Source organism: Gordonia soli NBRC 108243 (assembly GCF_000334455.1).
Classification (GTDB): domain Bacteria; phylum Actinomycetota; class Actinomycetes; order Mycobacteriales; family Mycobacteriaceae; genus Gordonia; species Gordonia soli.
The window spans coordinates 24436-41651 of the sequence record NZ_BANX01000003.1; the positions used below are offsets into that span (position 1 = coordinate 24436).

Genomic DNA, 17216 nt, shown 5'->3' on the forward strand with positions numbered 1-17216 from the left:
GTGATGACGATCACCGTTCAGGATCCTTGGCTTCAGTGCCCACAAAGTACTTGAAAGGCATGTCGTCGCGATGCCGTCGAAGCCAATTGTCGGGCGATCCCCAAGTGGAAGCGAAGTAGAGCGCCAACAGGAGTCCGGCATAGACGAGACCCAGGACGAGATATCCAAATCCCGAGCCAATTTCGCCGCTAACCCATTTCCCAACAGCGTTGCCAAAACCCACGAGGATGCCGAGCACGCATAAAGCCGCACCTCCGACGGAGGCGTACTCCTTGACTGACTGACGAATCGCCCCCCGGCCTCGGAGTTGCTGCTGGATCGGAGCCTCCTCGGCACTGACATCTTCGTGCGGTACGTCCTGGGCCGACTGTTCAGACGACAGGGAGGCGCCCACTGGCGTTGTCAGCTGACGAAGCCGGATCTCGATCTGAATCCAGAGTTCCGTTCTCACTTCCGAGTCGTCAGGCAGGTCCTTCCAGATCTCCACGTAGGTCTTAAGGGCGTCGTGCGGTCGCTGGCGATTGTTCCAAATGACCGCGACGGCCGCGACGATCGCAGCGAGGATGTAACCGCCAGCCGTGACCCACGGGTTCGTTTGCATGGCAAGCAGTTTGTCATGTTCCGCTGGAACGTTCCGCGGAACGCCGACCGCTCAGTGCGGGACGTACGCCTCCCGGCCGTGAACTTCGGTGATGTGGTCGATGTATCGGGTTCCCCAGGCGCCCAGCGGTTCCAGGGCGGCGTACAGCTCGCGGCCGTTCGGGCTCAGCGAGTACTCGACCCGCGGCGGCACCTCGGGATAGATCTCGCGATGCACCACACCGTCGGCCTCGAGTTCGCGCAGCGACTGGATGAGCATCTTCTCGGTGATGCCCGGCACGAGCCGCTTCAGCTCGCCGTAGCGCTGGGTCCCGGTCGAGAGAGCCCAGAGAATGCCCGGCTTCCACTTGCTGCCGATGACGTCGGCGGCTGCGTCCAGGCCGCAGGTGTACGGGGGAAGTCGTCGTGCCATGACGTCGACAGTAGCTCGCATCGTGCGGAGTTACTGAGAAAAAAGTCGGTACTTACCGTTTCGCGATCCAGGGAGCATGGTGAGGACATGACCACGTCGCAGCCGACCGTCCCTGTCCCCGACTCCACCACCTCCGACGTCGCCGTTCTCGGCCTCGGCGCCATGGGCACGGCTCTGGCCGACGCTCTGCTGGACGCCGGGCGATCGGTGACGGTGTGGAACCGTACGCCGACCAAGACGCAGCCACTCGCCGCACGAGGGGCAACAGTGGCGCCGACCCCGGCTGACGCGGCCGCGTCTGCACCGGTGGTCATCGCCTGCCTGCTGAACCATCAGAACGTGATGGACGCCCTTGTCGACGTATCGCAGACGGACCTCTCCCCTGCCGCACAACCGATCCTGGTCGACCTGACCACGACAACACCCGCCGAAGCCCGTCGAACCGCCACCGCGGCAGCCGAAGCGGGCCGGCGACACCTCGACGGTGCGATCATGGCCATCCCGTCGATGATCGGCCGACCGGAAGCAGCGATCCTCTACAGCGGTGATCCCGAGGTCTACACCGAGGCCGAGCCGACGCTGCAGATCCTCGGCACGTCACGACATGTCGGCGGCGAACCGGGTCTTGCCTCGATCCGCGACCTCGCACTGCTCTCCGCGATGTACACGACCTTCGCGGGCTTGCATCAGGCTGTCGCACTGGCGGGTTCGGCCGGCATCACTGCTGCCGACCTGGTGCCGGAGCTCGCCGCCTTCGTCGGCGCGATGGTGCCGTCCATCCAGAAGGATGTCCCGGCGTTCGACTCCGGCGACCACACGACCGTCGGCCAAGACCTCGTGTTCACCCGCAACGCCGTCGATCTCATCGTCCGAGCCGCCCGCGAAGAGGGTCGGGAACCGTCCGTGTTGACCGCGGTGCAGAACGTGGTCGCCGGTGAGGTGGAGCGCGGGCACGGGCACCTCGACACATCCGCGATGATCGAGGCCTTCCGACGCTGACCGGCGGGAGCGCGGCCGTCGGTGCCCGAGAAAAAACTTCGGCCCCCGATCGACATGCGATCGGGGGCCGAAGTCCTCGTAGTCCTCGCTGGCGCCAAGGCCAACACCCCAAGATCCAATGGACATCGAGCTGACCAGGCACAATCCAAACAACACGTCTCCGATCGCGGGTCACGGAGCAGCTGCGGCGCGACGTCGTTCGGCTGTACGAAGGCGGCATGACGAGTCGCGCGGGTGCCGAGCAAGTCGGACTAGGGAGAACGACAGTACTGAACGTGCTTAGGCGGGAAGGCGTCGTGATTCGACCGCATGGAGCGAGCTACTAGCCGACAAGGGGTGCGGCGCCCTGCGGCCTGATGATCGCCACTTGGTGTCGTGCACGAGTGATACCTACTCGCAGCAGTCGTCTCGCCGCCGCTCGTTGCGCCTCGGTGTCGGTGTCGCGGAAGAAGCCCCCCTGGTACTGCCCTTCGACAAGCAGAACGCCATCAAACTCCTTGCCTTTTGCCTTGTGGATAGTCATGAGCACGCAACCGCGTAGGTCGCGCTGGTCGGACTGAAGCCGACCTGCCTCGAGCGCACGGCGTACCAAGTCGATGGCGCGGCCGTAGCTGCCGCGAAGGTCCCATGCCGACGCAAGTCGGCTTCCGATCTCATCGGTTGCTCGGAAGAGCCGGACGAACCTGGCGTTGGCCAGCAGATCCGACAAATCGTTCCCAGCTGCCAACAGATCACGCGCGTGTAGCCAGTCCTGTGCAGGATCACCCTGAAGCACCAGACCGCTGTCGTATGAGGCGGCGAGAGCCTTGGCGCTCGCGAGCCGCTGCGTCTCACCTCTGCGCGCCCGATCTGCAGCAGTTCGGTACCGCTCGCTGGTCTGACGAGCGGCGTTGCTCGCGTTAGCAGCGTTCTTCGCATCGAAATAATCGGCGATGCGGTCGAAGGTCTGGCCGAGTGCCACCTCCTTGGGGCAGCCCGGCCATTCGAGAATCGAAGCCACTACCAGGGCAGCCGCTGCCGTGAGGTCGGCGTCCCACAATACGTCGTGCTCGACGGGTCTGATCGTCTGGCCGTTGAAATTGTGCTCTTGCGCAAGGATCATCGACAGCTTGCCGACGAGCGCGTTCGTTCTGGCAAGTACGACGACGGAGGGATGAGCGATACCCGCCTTGCGGAGCGAGCCGAGCATCCAGACCACACCAGCGTGAACGGTGCTGTCGAAAGCGTTCGCCCAGTATGCGCGCGTGATCACGTCTTTGGTGTCTGGCAAAGGTCGGTTTATCAGTACGGCGTTGGCGTAATGCAGGATGCCAGCGTTAGGACTTCGATGGTTCTCCCCGCTGAGATCAAACTCGGCGGGGCCGAGGTGGGCGCGCAGGTGATTAAGGCGCTCCGGATCTACCCTTGAGTCATAGTCGAAGATCCGCTGATCAGGGTCGGCCATAAACACAGTTTTCGACCGCTCTGAGAGCGTCCGAACAAGCGCCCACTGTGCGTCGTCGGTGTCCTGGAACTCGTCCAGGATGACCACGGGGTACTTATTGGCGAGTAGCGATGCAATCGATGCGCTGCCAGCAACGAGTTGGGCGGCAGCGGCTGCGAACTGCCCGAACACGTAGCGGCCTTCCTCCCGTGCCAGGCGTTCGATCTCGGTGCCCCAGTCTCCTTCGAAGACCGCTTTAGAGAGGTTCTCGTCGCCGGGATAGACGATTCGCGGAGCATGTCCGGTGAGCAGTCGACCATGCGCGCGCAAAACCTCCATCGCGAACGCGTGGTAGGTGCGCACCGCGATTTGCCGACGCTCTTCCGAACGCAAAGTATCGCGACACCGGATCTCAACCTGCCGGACGGCAGCCCGAGAGAAACTGAGGAAGAGGATCTCCTGGCCAGGCTGCAGGACGGGAAGCATCGCTTGGGCTTTCAGAAGCGACAGCGTGGTCTTGCCGGAGCCGGGGCCGCCGAGTACCAAGACGGGGCAATCGTGGTCCACGGCTCCCTGGGCAGTCTCGGAGAGCTGCAACTCCACGCCACCTACTCCTCGGGCTCTGCAGCACCGGCCCCCGGCGCTGCAGTGTCGTCGTCCAGTATCAGTTCAGGCTCGTCCTGGAGCTGTTCGTTGATAGTGAGGAGCGCGTCCCGAATGAAAGCTGGTAGATCGGCCTCGGTCTCACACTGCTCGATGAGTGTGCCGGTGTATCCGAAGCCAAACGCATCGCCCTTGCGAGCCTTCAGCACCTTCACTGCCAACTCGGCCAAGTCGTCATCAGCAACCCGCTCGGCCACGTAGGGATGGCTTGACGGATAGTCGTCGCGCTGCACGACTTCGTCGAGGAAGCTCCGCAACACACGTGTTGAAACCTGCTTCACCAGGATCTGCTCGATGCCGGTCTCCGGCGACTCCCAGAACTCGTCGAACGACTTGATGTTCTCAGCCGCGTCCGCTGCATCAGGGGCGTTCAGCTTGTCTCGCATGCCATAGACCCGCTTGCCAAGCGCCTTGAAGATCGGGGCGTACCGCGGCACTTCGCGGTCATTTCCTGCATTGAAGAGGGTGACGCCGGTGAGATCAACGTGCGAGTAATCGTCACGGACCTGCTCGAGCGCCGATGAGACGGCGTGCACGGCAACCATCTCCGTCTGACCCTCAAGCACAAAGACCGCCCGACTCAGGATCGCCTCTGCAAACTGGCGGCGCTGCGTGCGGTATGTCTTAGGCTTGACGCTCGTCGTGTCGATCGGTGCGCCGGAGAATGTATTCCCATCGCGCGACAGGATCACTACGTTCTCCGGATCGAACTGCTCGATGACGTAGGGCGAATGGGAGGTGACAATCGACTGTCCCATTTGCTGCACCACGTACTTCGTCACGCGCCGCTGGGTGTGAGGAGGAAGGGCGATCTCGGGCTCCTCCATCACGAAGATGACCGACTGGTCTTCCTTGAGGTCCGCGATGATCGTCAGCAACGCGAAGACCAGCAGGTTGATCGAGCCAGTGCCCTGCTTGGTGAACGGTACTGAGTGGTTGCTCGGTTGTGTCGCAACGAAGAGTCGGACGACTTCACGCAGGTGCTCACGTGTGAGATCTGATGCGAAGAAAGCCGCTGCGTTCTCACTAGGAGCCAGGTTGACAAACTTACCGAGTCGCGTGCGAATGTTCTCCCGGATGATCCTAAGTTGTTCGATCTCTCCGATGGCCGGATCGAGGTTCTGCAGCGCGCCAAGCGCATCCCGCCACATCTCCTCCGCGCCCTCACCGCCTAGCCTGAGTAAGGAGTCGAGCAGCGAACCGCGCTGCAGACTGAGCGCACGAGATCCGGTGCGCAGCGCTCGCAAGAAGATGAAGCCGCAAACCCGCTTGTGCAAGCGGCTGAACTGCGCGCGGCCCGCGCCAAGTGATGCGCGCTCGTCTTCGTCAAGATCGTCGAGTTCGGGCAGCGGATGATCAAAGAACGTGTCCCCGATGAAGTCGTCTTCCTCGCGGTCATATCGTCCAATGAAGATCACGGGCAGCGCCCAAACGGTGCCGTCGCCGTCGGCGGATTGGATACTGTCTGGCTCCTCGTCGATGAACGAAAACGTCTCGTCGTCCCATCGCCGGACGTGCTGGAAGAACCGACGCAACTGTTCGTCCGATAGGTCAGTGAGCACGACGCGAATACGTATCTCGCGGGGGTCGCCCTCGCCACCAATGTAGTCGCCGTGAGAGAAGTCGTGCTCGTCGATGACGGGGCGACGATAGAGACGTTCTGGCCCCAATACCAGCTCCAGTGCCTCGCAGACCGTCGACTTCCCGATGTTGTTTCCGCCCACGAGCAGGGTGTGCTGCTGGAACAGCACGTGTCCCGCCACGATTCCGCGGAAGTTCTCGATTTCGACCTGCCGAACCCTCATGCCAGCGCTTCCCTGATCAAGCAGCGTCTCGCGAAAACTCGGCACTTCAATTGCACTTGCTCCCAGCTGTTTTTCCTCACTGGTCGCCTCCAGTGCCCAGCCCGAAGAACCGCTCAAAGAACGCGGCGAGTTTCTGGATCACACGCTGCTTCTTCTCGCCATGACCGCCGCCACTCGCGAATCGGGACACAGGAGGCAGCACCTTGGTGATCGCGGTGCCGGTAGTGCGTAGCGCGCCATCGCGGAAGGCCGTCTCGACGAAGTCGCGCGTGTTGTCGGCACGGAGGTTCTCGTCCTCGATGATCTTGGCCAGCTCAGCTTCGCGCTTGGCCGCGATGAATGCCTGCCACTCTTCGTCGATCGCTCCGTCGACCGATACCGAGTCGACGAAGTCCTCAATGAGGTCCTTCTTGTTGCGCAGGGTGGGGCTGGCGTCGACCGCGCGAGAGATCTCAGCACGGATCTCCTTGTCCTGGCCATCGCCGCCGTGCTCCTCGCGGTACTTGGCGACGAGCATAAGGATGTAGTCGACGTTGATCTCGACTTGCTTGATCAGCTCGACCTCGAACACCACGTCGTCGTTGATCAGCTCTTTTTCGGCGTCGGTACCTTTGCGGAACTCGGCGTAGAGGTCGAGGTAGACACTGCGGTAGTCCTGCCCCTGGCGTTGAGTCAGGATCTCGTTGCCGGCGAAGTCGTCAAACGAGGTGAGGATGTTTTCGAGCCGCAGGATCTGCCCGAACAATGCGATGAACTCCTTTTGCGCATCCTCGCCGACGATCGGCTGTCCAAGCGGAAACGCCGACAGCATCTCGTTCACCTTCTCGGAGTACTCGCTGTAGTACTCCCCGTACGGCTTGAGAATGACCACACCGCGTGCGTCCTTGTTGCCGAACAGCTCCAGCGCCTTGTTGGTGGCGTCTTCGAGGTCGCGGAAGGCCACGATGTTGCCGTAGGTCTTCACTGAGTTCAGGATGCGGTTGGTGCGGGAGTACGCCTGGATCAAGCCGTGCGCGCGCAGGTTCTTGTCCACGAACAGGGTGTTCAGCGTGGTTGCATCGAACCCGGTGAGGAACATATTGACCACGATCACCAGGTCGAGCTCGCGATTCTTCAGCCGCTGTGACAGGTCTTTGTAGTAGTTCTGGAACTTGTCGGCGCTGGTGTCGTAGCTGGTGCCGAACATCTCGTTGTAGTCGATGATCGCGTCTTCGAGGGCCGAGCGTGCGTCGGTTGGGAGGTCGTCGGTCTCGAAGCCCTCGTCATCGATGATTCCGCCGTCGACAGCTTCGTTGGCGCCGTAGGAGTAGATGAGCCCAATCTTGAGGCGCTTATCGGCGGCCAGGTTCTCCTGTTCCCACTTCAACACGTTGTAGTAGATGCGCGCTGCCTGGATCGAAGCAGTAGCGAAAATGGCGTTGAAGCCGCGCACTCGTTTCCGTTCGCGCAGTGCTTCGGCTTGGCGGCGTGTGCGTGTCGCCTGCGGCACATTGGTCACGACAGAGTGTTCGTAGCTAGATGATCGCTTCGTCTTCTGGTCGAAGTGCTCCAACGTGTACTTGACGATCTCACCGATGCGGCGCTCGTCCTGCAGCGCTTTCTCCCGGTCGATCGCCGAGACCTGCTTGTCGTCGGGGTTACCGACCTTGATCGTGTTGATGTAGTCGATCCGGAACGGCAGCACGTTCTTGTCGGTGATCGCGTCGACGATCGTGTAGGTGTGCAGCTTCTCACCGAAGGCCTGCTCGGTGGTTTTGAACTGCGGGTTGCCGCCGCTGCCACTGTTCTCGGCGAAGATCGGCGTGCCGGTGAAGCCAAATAGGTTGTAGCGCTTGAAGGCTTTAGTGATGTCGGTGTGCATATCACCGAACTGCGAACGGTGACACTCGTCGAAGATGATCACGACGTGCTCGCCTGTGATCGCGTGATTCTTGTTGGCCTTGATGAAGGTCGAAAGCTTCTGGATCGTGGTGATGATGATCCGGGCGGTTGGGTCTTCGAGTTGCTTCTTCAGGACGCCCGTCGAGGTGTTGGAGTTCGCTGCACCTTTCTGGAAGCGGTCGTACTCGCGCATCGTCTGATAATCGAGGTCCTTGCGGTCCACGACAAACAACACTTTTTCCACGCTCGGTAGTTTCGAGGCGAGGTGTGCCGTCTTGAACGATGTCAGCGTCTTGCCCGAGCCGGTGGTGTGCCACACGTATCCGCCGGCCGCGACGGAGCCAAGCTGCTTGTAGTTCGTGGCGATGTCGATGCGCTGCAAGATTCGCTCGGTCGCCACAATCTGGTACGGACGCATGACGAGCAACAGCCGATCGGCAGTCAGCACGCAATAGCGGGTCAGGATGTTGAGTAGCGCGTGCTTGGCAAAAAAAGTCTTCGCAAACGACGTCAGGTCTTGGATCGGTTTGTTCTGCGCATCCGCCCACCAGGAAGTGAACTCGAACGAGTTCGACGTCTTGCGACCCTTGCTCGGCTTCTGCCCCTCCTTGAGGTGCTGACTACGAGTCGTGTTCGAGTAGTACTTCGTCAGCGTTCCGTTGCTGATGACGAACAGCTGCACGTATTCAAACAGCCCAGAGCCCGCCCAGAAGCTATCGCGCTGATAGCGATTGATCTGGTTGAACGCCTCGCGGATGTCGACACCACGCCGCTTGAGCTCGATGTGCACCATCGGCAGACCGTTCACCAGGATGGTCACGTCGTAGCGGTTGGCGTAGCGCCCTCCCGCGCTGTCCTCGTCGGCAGGATCGGCTCGGTCAACCTCGTACTGGTTGATGACCTGCAGCCGGTTGTTGTGGATGTTCTGCTTGTCCAGGAGCGTGATGTTCTTGGTTGAGCCATCGTCACGCTTGAGGACCTGGACATGATCCTCCTGGATGCGCACCGTCTTCTCCGCGATGCCGTCGTTCTTCCCGGTGATCTTGTTCTCGAAGAAGTCAGTCCACTCCGCATCCGAAAACGTAATCTGGTTCAACGCCCCTAGCTGCGTACGGAGGTTCGCCACCAACTGCGCTTCAGAAGAGATCGCGAGGTACTCGTAGGCTTGCGACTCCAGCAGGTTGACTAGCTCACGCTCCAGCGCAGCCTCGGACTGGTACGCAGCCTCCGACGTTGCGTCCGGCACATACTCGGCGACGACCGTACTCTCTGCCGAGACAGCGATCGGGTCGTACTTGCGTGGCGTCGCCTCACTCATGCTGCGACCGCCTTAAAGGTCAGCAACTTGTCCCGGTAGTACTCGTACTGCTTGCGGCGAGCCGTCAGCTCAGCGGGAAGTCCAGCGCTGAGATCGTTCACGAGGGAGTTAAACTTATCGAGTGTGGAGACAATCCGACCCTGATCCTCGACACTCGGAACAGGAATCGAAATCTTAGCTAGGCCGGAAGCAGACAGCCGCTTAACCTTACCTCGCGCGACATGGTTCGCCTTCTGCGAATGGAAGTCACCGGTCTGCACCGCGTACGCCACATACTTCGGACTCAAATCCGACGTGAACGAGAAGGTATCGTCATGCACGGCGACAGAGCCTTCCCCCAACCACGCAACCGCTTTGCCCACATCTTCAACCGTCTCGCCGACGCCCGCGAAAATCACGTCGCGAGGCTTGGCGAATCGCAATTGAGGGGACAGCTCAGATCTGACTTCTCGCACCGCCTCCGATGCTGACACACCGTAGTGGGTGTAGATCTCGCCATAATGAATACTGGGTATGCCAGACTCGACGACGTCATTCTTTGTGAATCGACGTCCACGGACGAACGTTCCAAGTTCACCCATTTGGACCTTAGGCCCGTCCGCGGCTGCCACGAGCGAATCCCGATAGAAGGCGTACTGGCGGCGGCGAGCTTCCAGCTCTGCCTCCAGCTCTGCCTCCAGCTCTGCCTCCAGCTCCGTGAACTGATCTAATGTCCGCACAATCTCCCGCTGGACTTCGATAGGCGGTACGGGAATTCGATAGGACCTGACACGGTGATCGGTGATCGAGGGGTAGTTTCCTTCAACCTGGTTCGCTTCAACGTATCGCCGGAAGACATCTGCGCCAAGGATATGAGCTAGGAAATTCGTGAGGACGATAGAGGTATCCGGCCGCAGCACACAGTAGCCTGTGCTTGCGATCTGCCCGTCATACTCAGCAGGGATCACCGCCCATCGCATTTGCGCGGGGCGTGTGGTTGCGAAAATCACATCCCCCGTGTGCAAAATCTGCTGTGCGCGACTTGGAGCGTTACTTGAAGTGATGGATACCGTCTCACCGATCCTGCGCGTCACGCGGTCCACGGAACTTAGATCGATATACCGGAACTCGTCGTCACCCGCGTTGGCCCATTTGATATTGGAGCTTTTCGCAGCGACTTCGCCCACTGACTTAAATTCGACGCCCTCAGGTGCTAGCTCCGCGATCAGTTCATCGAGTCGACTCACTTCGCGCTCTCCAGGTCAGCAACGATCTCATCGATCGATGCGCGAAGCTCCGCCTGACGGGCGACGATGCGGGCGATATCAGCGTTGAGGGCAGTGATGTCTACGACCTCACGAGTGTCTTTGGCTTCGACGTACGACGGTATGGCGATGTTGTAGCCATTTGCCGCGATATCTTCGTTCGAGATGAGTTTCGTGAAATGGGCGACATTGGCCCGATTCTCGAAAGCACCGAGAATGGTCTGCGCGTGGTCGGGAGTGAGCTTGTTTTTGTTACCGATGCGCTTGAACTCTGCCGATGCATCGACGAACAGCACACTATTGTCCTTCTTAGACTTCTTCAGCACGATGATGCATGTCGCAATCGTGGTGCCGTAGAACAGATCTGGCGGCAGCTGTATAACGGCGTCGACGTAGTTGTTGTCGATCAGGTACTTCCGGATCTTCGCCTCCGCGCCCCCGCGGTAGAGCACACCTGGGAACTCAACGATCGCCGCCGTGCCGTTGACTGCTAGCCACGACAGGATGTGCATGGTGAAGGCCAAGTCGGCCTTGGATTTCGGCGCGAGTACGCCTGCAGCAGCGAATCGTTCGTCGTTGATCAGGAGCGGGTTGGCGTCGCCTTCCCATTTGATCGAGTAGGGCGGATTGGAGACGATCGCCTCGAATGGTTCGTCGTCCCAGTGTGCGGGATCGGTCAGTGTGTCACCGTGGGCAATGTCGAACTTCTCGTAGTTCACATCATGTAGGAACATGTTGATGCGAGCGAGGTTGTAGGTGGTCAGGTTGATTTCCTGGCCGTAGAAGCCGCCCACGTTCTCTTTGCCGAGCACCTTGGCGAACTTGAGCAGGAGCGATCCGGAGCCGGCTGCCGGGTCATACACCCGGTTAACCCGCTTCTTACCCGCGACGGTGATTTTTGCCAGCACCTCGGAGACTTCTTGCGGCGTGTAATACTCACCACCCGACTTGCCAGCCTGGGAGGCGTACATCTGCATGAGATACTCGTAGGCATCGCCGAAAAGGTCGATCGAGTTGTCTTCGAAGTTTCCGAGCGGAAGGTCCCCGATTGCGTTGAGCAACTTGACTAGCTTCTCGTTGCGTTTGGCGACGGTGTTGCCGAGCTTAGAGCTATTGACGTCGAGGTCGTCGAACAGGCCCTTGAGGTCGTCCTCGCTGTCGGTGCCAACCGCCGAACCTTCGATGTTTTTGAATACCCGCTCAAGGGTCTCGTTTAGGTTGACATCTCGCGCCGCGCGTTCCCGGACGTTCTGGAAAAGCTCAGACGGCAGGATGTAAAAGCCTTTTTCGTCGACAGTATCTTTGCGTCCGAACTCAGCATTCTCGTCGTCGAGTTTCGGATAGTCGAAATCCGCGTCTCCGGCTTCGTGTTCCAATCCATTTAAATAGGCGGTGAGATTCTCGGAGATGAATCGATAGAACAGCATGCCGAGCACGTAACTTTTGAAGTCCCAGCCGTCCACACTTCCACGGAGATCATTAGCAATGCGCCAAATGGTCTTGTGTAGTTGATCACGCTGTTCCTGTGACGTCTTCGGTGACATACGTGCCTTCCCCCGCAGCTCTCGGCTACTCAATGTCTGTGTCAAGATCACCCAGTCCGACCGCGGACACACTTGAGCCGTCGGAGCCATCGCGATCAGCATGCCAAACGGATCGGACGGTTCGGGCTCGACGCGCGGTAACAAGAACCCGAAACGACACTTGCACCACCAAATCGCCGGTGAGGTGGAGCGCGGGCACGGACACCTCGACACATCCGCGATGATCGAGGCGTTTCGGCGCTGACCGTCGAACGCGCACCTGTCGGTGACAGAAAAAACTTCGGCCCCCGATCGACATGCGATCGGGGGCCGAAGTCCTCGTAGCGGGGACAGGATTTGAACCTGCGACCTCTGGGTTATGAGCCCAGCGAGCTACCGAGCTGCTCCACCCCGCGTTGGTGAACACAACGTTACACGCACGGTCACCCCAACTCCAAATCGGTATCCGTGATGGCACCCACAACGCACTGAACTGCGAAAACGATTGTGATCGCGCACACTTCGGCGTCGGGACCGGCTGGCCTCAGCGGGCGTGGACTCCCATCAATCCGGCCAGCTGTTGTGCCAACGGGTTCAGATCCAGACGATCCGGGTCCTTCTTGGGTGTCGAATCCCACGGCTGGGTGAACGCCGGGTTCGCGTACGGCGCGCGGGCGGCACCGCGCACCGACGTCGGGTTGCCGAAGGGCACCGTGCATCGTGCGGCGGTGTTGAACGGGAAGTCGTCGTAGCGGAGGTCGAAGGTCGGGTCGCGCTTCTTGATGGCCGCGATCATCGCGTTGGTCGACTCGTACCCCTGCGTGCAGGCCGGCGGGTTGTTCGTCTCGAGGACGGTCCCGAAGTGGATCTGGCCGTCTCCGCGCGCCGGGGAGTGCGCACTGGCCGAGAGGCTCGCCAGCATCGCGAGCGTCGGGCCGGTGACGAATGATGTGGGCGCGATCTCGCGGACGGTCCCCGCCAGTTGCTTGACGACCGTCGACAGGTCCGGCCCCTGCTCCCGCACCAGGGCCGAGATCTGGGTCGCCGACGCCGTGCCGGTCGTCAGGAGTCGACGCAGGTCCGGGTCGGACGACGCCAGCTGAGCGGTGACGAGATCGATGTTGCGCGACCAGGTCAGGATCGCGTCGGACTGGTCCGCCTGCGTCGCCAGCACCACATCCGAGTTCTGGATCAGCGAGAGTGTCGACGGCAGGTTGTCGACACCCGCCTGCGACAACTTGGACAGCGAGTCCGTCAGCCGGGTCAGGTTCTCCCCCTGGCCGTTGAACGCCTTTCCGAGTTCGGTGATGACCGTCGACAGGTCGTCCAACGGGATGGACGACGTGAAATCGATCGCCGAGGCGACGACATCCTGCAGCGGCGGCGGCACCGACGACTTCGTGATCACCGACCCCGTCCGCAGGAACGGGCCATCGGTGGAGGTCGGTTGCAGGTCGAGGTACTGCTCGCCGATCGCAGATCGGTTCGCCACCACCGCGGTGGCAGACGCAGGGATGTCGGGCCCGCCGGAGTCGATCTCCAGGTGGACGTCCACCCCGGTGCGGGTGAGCTGCAGGTCGGTGACCCGGCCGGCGGCCACACCCTGATAGGTGACCTCGGCGTTCGGGAAGATGCCGCCGCTGTCCGGCATCGACACGGTCACCCGGTGCACGCCGATACCCACCATGTTGTCCACGCGCACGTAGCGGACGGCCGCATACAGGGTGGCCAACAGACCGATGACGATGACGACGGCGATCTGGATACGCGCGAGGCGACTCAGCGGTGGCATCAGAGCCCACTTTCTTGCAGCATAGGACTAGGCAACCCTACATAGCTGTGCTGGTGACAGCGCTAAGCGGCCCGCCACAGTGATCGCTTACTGTGATGTTTGTCACACGTAGGCGTATACTGCCTGCTATTCGACCACCGACGGAGGAGTCCCCATGGCGCTGCACATGCCCCATCACGAGAGCCACGGCAACCATCCGATGAGCGTCGTCGGCTACCTGCTGGTGCTCAGCGGGTTCACCGCGGCGGCTCTCTGGCTGGTGTTCATGGCGGGCGGACACGTGGTGCCGGCCATCCTGTTCGGCATCCTGATGATCGCGGCGTTCACGAGTGCCGTATCGATCTTCGTGTCACTGATCCACCGCAACCACCACAGCCCCGTGCTGCCCGACAACACACCGCAGGAACTCGACCGCTACATGCTCCGATACCGGCGCTGAGCGCCGCGCACTCCCCTCATTCGGCCCCGAGGTGCGGAAGACGCAGGGCCCTCCGGTGATGCACCGGAGGGCCCTGCGTTCGTCGGGTGGTGTCAGTTCACGCCTGGAAGCGTCTCGTACTGCGAGACGGCCTTGTTCAGCCGATCGAGTGCCTCGCCGTACGCCTTGAAGTCACCCTTCGACTGGGCCTCCTTCAGCGCCGACAACGAGTCACCGATCTCGCGGACCGCGGCATCGCGCTCCGGGCTGCTCGGCTGCCCGTTGCCCGACGGCGGCGTCGTCGTACCACCCTGCGTCGGCGGTTGGTTCGCATCCGGCGCTCCCTCCACCGGCGGCGAGCCACCCTCGGGGGTCGTCGCAGCAGCCGGGTTGATCCCGACCTGACGCAGCGACTCCGCGACGGTCGGCGCGTAGCCCACACGTCCCTGGTAGTAGACCAACACGCGGTACAGCTTCGGGATCGCCGAGTCGTCGGTCTTGGACTGCGTGTACATCGGCTCGATGTAGAGCAGGCCGTTGCCACCGACCGGGAGCGTCAGCAGGTTGCCGTATGTCACCCTGGTCGTGTCCTCGACCTGCTTGCGGTCCGAGGCGACCGGGCCGGCGCTCTTCATGTTCTCCTGCGCCTGCTGCGGACCGACGGTCTGACTGGTCGTCGGCAGCGTCTTGACGGTGATCTGGCCATACGTGTCCGGATCGGACGACGCGGTCATGTAGGCCGACAGGAAGCGGCTGTTCAGACCGTTCATCACCGTGGTCAGCTGGAACTCGGCCTTGTCGCCCGAGCCCTTCGGATTGGCCGCGGTGAAGTAATACGGCGGCTGGCTCAATCCCTGCTGGGTCGCATCGTCCTTGGTCGGATCACTGGGGATCGACCAGAAGTCGTTGCTGCGGAAGAACGTTCCCGGATCGTCGACGTGGTACTTCGAGAGCAGCGCACGCTGGATCTTGAAGAGGTCCTCCGGGTAGCGGAGATGATCGAGCAGATCGGCCTTGCGGTTGAGCTCGTCACGCGACTTCACCGTGCCCGGGAAGACCTTCATCCACGTCTTGAGCACCGGGTCGTTCTGATCGAACTGATAGAGCTCGACCTTGCCGGTGTAGGCGTCGACCGTCGCCTTGACCGAGTTGCGCACGTAGGAGACCTGGCGGTTCACCTGTGTACGGCCGGTCTGGCCCTGGTTGAGCTCCTGCGCATCGGCAGTGGCGTCCTGCAGCGATGTCCGCTGCGCGTACGGGTAGTTGTCGAGGGTGGTGTAGCCGTCGACGATCCACTTCACCGAACCGTCGGCCATGACCGCCGGGTAGGTCTTGGAATCCACCGTCAGCCACGGCGCGACCTTCTTCACACGGTCCCGGGGATCGCGGTTGTAGAGGATCTTCGAGTTCTCGTTGACCGCTCCCGACAGCAGGATGTTCCGCTCGGTGTACTTGACCGAGTACAGCAGCCGGTTGAACCAGTTGCCGAGCGAGACACCCGAGTCGGCGGTGTAGGTGTAGTTGCGGCCGTCCTCGTCGTACTCGCGGTCACCGTCGGTGGAACCGACGATCGCGTAGTCCGGGTTGACCTTGGAGATCAACTCGCCGAAGTAGATCCGCGGCTGGGTCACCTTGATCGGCGCGTTCTGCTTGTAGGCGTCGGTCTGGTAGTTCTCCAGGTCGCTGACCTCGAACACCGGCAGGCCGCCGCGGTCGCTCTCGGCATCCGAGGACGCCTCGTCGACGGTGTTGGCCGGCGCGGCGATGAAGCCGTTCCCGTGTGTGAAGACGGTGTGCTTGTTGATCCAGTTCTGCTGGTTCTGGTCGAACCGGCTCGGATCGAGTTCACGCGCGGCGACGATGTAGTCACGCTTGTCGCCGTCGACGGTGTAACGGTCGACCGCCAACTGCGAGGGGAACCCGTAGAAGTTCTTGAGCTTCTGGCGCTGGGTGAACGCCGGCTCGATGACGTTCGGATCGAGGATGCGGATGTTCGACAGCGTCGCCGCATCGGAGTTGACCGCAGCCGAGTTCGCCGCCTGCGCGGTCCAGTTCCGCTCGTAGGTGACGTCCTGACCGTCGACGATCCGGTATGCCTGTTTGGTCGCCGTCAGGTTGCGGGCTATGTACTCCTGCTCCTTCTGGGCCGCGTTCGGCTTGACCGAGAACTGCTCCATCACCAGCGGCCATCCGACACCGATCAGCAACGCCGACAACAGCATCAGCACGGTCGCGAGGGCCGGGACACGCAGGTCGCGCAGCACCACACCGGCGAAGAACGCCACGGCGCAGATGATCGCGATGGACATCAGGATGAGCTTGGACGGCAGCACCGCGTTGATGTCGGTGAAGCTACCGCCGGTGAAGATCTCCTGCTTTCGCTGGCTCGACAGCAGCGAGTACCGGTCGAACCAGTACGCGACGGCCTTGAGTGCGAGGAAGGTTCCGGCCAGCAGCGCCAGTTGGATACGCGCCGCGGTGGTCATCGACCCGCCGCCGCTGCCGCCGAGGCGGATTCCGCCGAACACGTAGTGGGTCACCAGATTCGACACGAACGCGACCACGACGACGACGAAGAGCAGGTTCAGCAGGAATCGGTAGAACGGCAGGTCGAAGGCGTAGAACGAGACGTCGAGACCGAACTGCGGGTCGGTGACTCCGAACTGCTCGCCGTGCAGGAACGTCTGCACGGTGGCCCACGACCCCTGCGCGACGAGGCCTGCGACGAGGCCGATGAGGATCGGCGGCACCAGGCCGAACCAGCGCACGCGCCCCATCACGGTGGCGCGGTAGCGCGCCAGCGGATCGTTGGGACCGCTGGCCGGCACGAAGACCGGGCGAGATCGATACGCGGCTGCGATCGCGCCGAAGATGATCCCGCCGACCACCACCGAGGTGGCGAGGAACAGGATCACCCGGGTCCAGGTGATGGTCGAGAAGACGCGCGTGTAGCCGAGGTCGGAGAACCACAGCCAGTCGGTCGCGATCCCCACCAGGCGGGGACCGACCAACAGCAGCACCAGGATCGCGACACCGACACCGATGGCGATCTTGCTCCTGCGCGACAGAGTCGGCAGTCCCGACGGTCCGCGTACGCCCACGTGACCCACTCTCCAAAGTTCTCATACCGGGCACCGC

11 protein-coding genes and 1 tRNA gene are annotated in these 17216 nt (G+C 61.7%); 2 read left to right on the plus strand and 10 right to left on the minus strand.

Translation table 11 applies throughout. From position 1 onward, the window contains the following. Positions 1 to 10: 10 nt before the first annotated feature. Together GS4_RS01900 and GS4_RS01905 are read right to left on the minus strand one after the other, a co-directional pair. Complete coding sequence (locus tag GS4_RS01900) at positions 11 to 601, minus strand: hypothetical protein (RefSeq protein WP_007616933.1); 591 nt, start codon at positions 599 to 601, stop codon at positions 11 to 13. Between the two features lie 51 nt (positions 602 to 652). Next, a complete protein-coding gene (locus GS4_RS01905) occupies positions 653 to 1012 on the minus strand; it encodes a winged helix-turn-helix transcriptional regulator (RefSeq protein WP_051989591.1) in 360 nt (119 codons plus the stop codon). Positions 1013 to 1099: 87 nt separating this feature from the next. Between GS4_RS01905 and GS4_RS01910 the strand changes: the two genes are divergently transcribed. Next, positions 1100 to 2011, plus strand: coding sequence for an NAD(P)-dependent oxidoreductase (locus GS4_RS01910; protein WP_007616935.1), 912 nt, complete (start codon positions 1100 to 1102; stop codon positions 2009 to 2011). Between the two features lie 322 nt (positions 2012 to 2333). Here GS4_RS01910 and GS4_RS01915 read toward each other — a convergent pair whose 3' ends face one another. From GS4_RS01915 to GS4_RS01945, 7 genes are all read right to left on the minus strand, one after another. Then, entirely contained in the window at positions 2334 to 4037 is a 1704-nt protein-coding gene (locus tag GS4_RS01915) for an ATP-dependent helicase (RefSeq protein WP_007616936.1), read from the minus strand. Positions 4038 to 4042: 5 nt separating this feature from the next. Then, positions 4043 to 6019 (minus strand): ATP-dependent nuclease, encoded by a 1977-nt coding sequence (locus tag GS4_RS01920; protein WP_217997670.1) that lies wholly within the window; start codon positions 6017 to 6019, stop codon positions 4043 to 4045. Beyond that, positions 5979 to 9101 (minus strand): type I restriction endonuclease subunit R, encoded by a 3123-nt coding sequence (locus GS4_RS01925; RefSeq protein WP_007616938.1) that lies wholly within the window; start codon positions 9099 to 9101, stop codon positions 5979 to 5981. Before GS4_RS01925 ends, GS4_RS01920 begins: the two co-directional genes overlap by 41 nt. After that, entirely contained in the window at positions 9098 to 10327 is a 1230-nt protein-coding gene (locus tag GS4_RS01930; RefSeq protein ID WP_007616939.1) for a restriction endonuclease subunit S, read from the minus strand. Before GS4_RS01930 ends, GS4_RS01925 begins: the two co-directional genes overlap by 4 nt. Then, complete coding sequence (locus GS4_RS01935) at positions 10324 to 11889, minus strand: type I restriction-modification system subunit M (protein WP_040509239.1); 1566 nt, start codon at positions 11887 to 11889, stop codon at positions 10324 to 10326. The genes GS4_RS01930 and GS4_RS01935 overlap by 4 nt, the downstream gene beginning before the upstream one ends. A gap of 321 nt (positions 11890 to 12210) precedes the next feature. After that, positions 12211 to 12284, minus strand: a tRNA-Met gene (locus tag GS4_RS01940). A 128-nt stretch (positions 12285 to 12412) separates the two neighbouring features. After that, positions 12413 to 13660, minus strand: a complete 1248-nt coding sequence (locus GS4_RS01945; RefSeq protein ID WP_007616941.1) for an MCE family protein — start codon at positions 13658 to 13660, stop codon at positions 12413 to 12415. Positions 13661 to 13814: 154 nt separating this feature from the next. Between GS4_RS01945 and GS4_RS01950 the strand changes: the two genes are divergently transcribed. Next, a complete protein-coding gene (locus GS4_RS01950; RefSeq protein WP_007616942.1) occupies positions 13815 to 14099 on the plus strand; it encodes a hypothetical protein in 285 nt (94 codons plus the stop codon). Positions 14100 to 14191: 92 nt separating this feature from the next. On the opposite strand, the gene GS4_RS01955 is transcribed toward GS4_RS01950, so the two are convergent. Beyond that, on the minus strand, positions 14192 to 17179 hold the full coding sequence (locus GS4_RS01955; protein ID WP_040509242.1) for a UPF0182 family protein: 2988 nt from the start codon (positions 17177 to 17179) through the stop codon (positions 14192 to 14194). Positions 17180 to 17216: the final 37 nt, after the last annotated feature.

What these genes read in the sequence shown, in the direction of transcription:
- GS4_RS01900 (WP_007616933.1), bottom strand. Translation starts at nt 601, where the DNA reads ATGCAAACGAACCCGTGGGTCACGGCTGGCGGTTACATCCTCGCTGCG.
- GS4_RS01905 (WP_051989591.1), bottom strand. Translation starts at nt 1,012, where the DNA reads ATGGCACGACGACTTCCCCCGTACACCTGCGGCCTGGACGCAGCCGCC.
- GS4_RS01910 (WP_007616935.1), top strand. Translation starts at nt 1,100, where the DNA reads ATGACCACGTCGCAGCCGACCGTCCCTGTCCCCGACTCCACCACCTCC.
- GS4_RS01925 (WP_007616938.1), bottom strand. Translation starts at nt 9,101, where the DNA reads ATGAGTGAGGCGACGCCACGCAAGTACGACCCGATCGCTGTCTCGGCA.
- GS4_RS01935 (WP_040509239.1), bottom strand. Translation starts at nt 11,889, where the DNA reads ATGTCACCGAAGACGTCACAGGAACAGCGTGATCAACTACACAAGACC.
- GS4_RS01945 (WP_007616941.1), bottom strand. Translation starts at nt 13,660, where the DNA reads ATGCCACCGCTGAGTCGCCTCGCGCGTATCCAGATCGCCGTCGTCATC.
- GS4_RS01950 (WP_007616942.1), top strand. Translation starts at nt 13,815, where the DNA reads ATGGCGCTGCACATGCCCCATCACGAGAGCCACGGCAACCATCCGATG.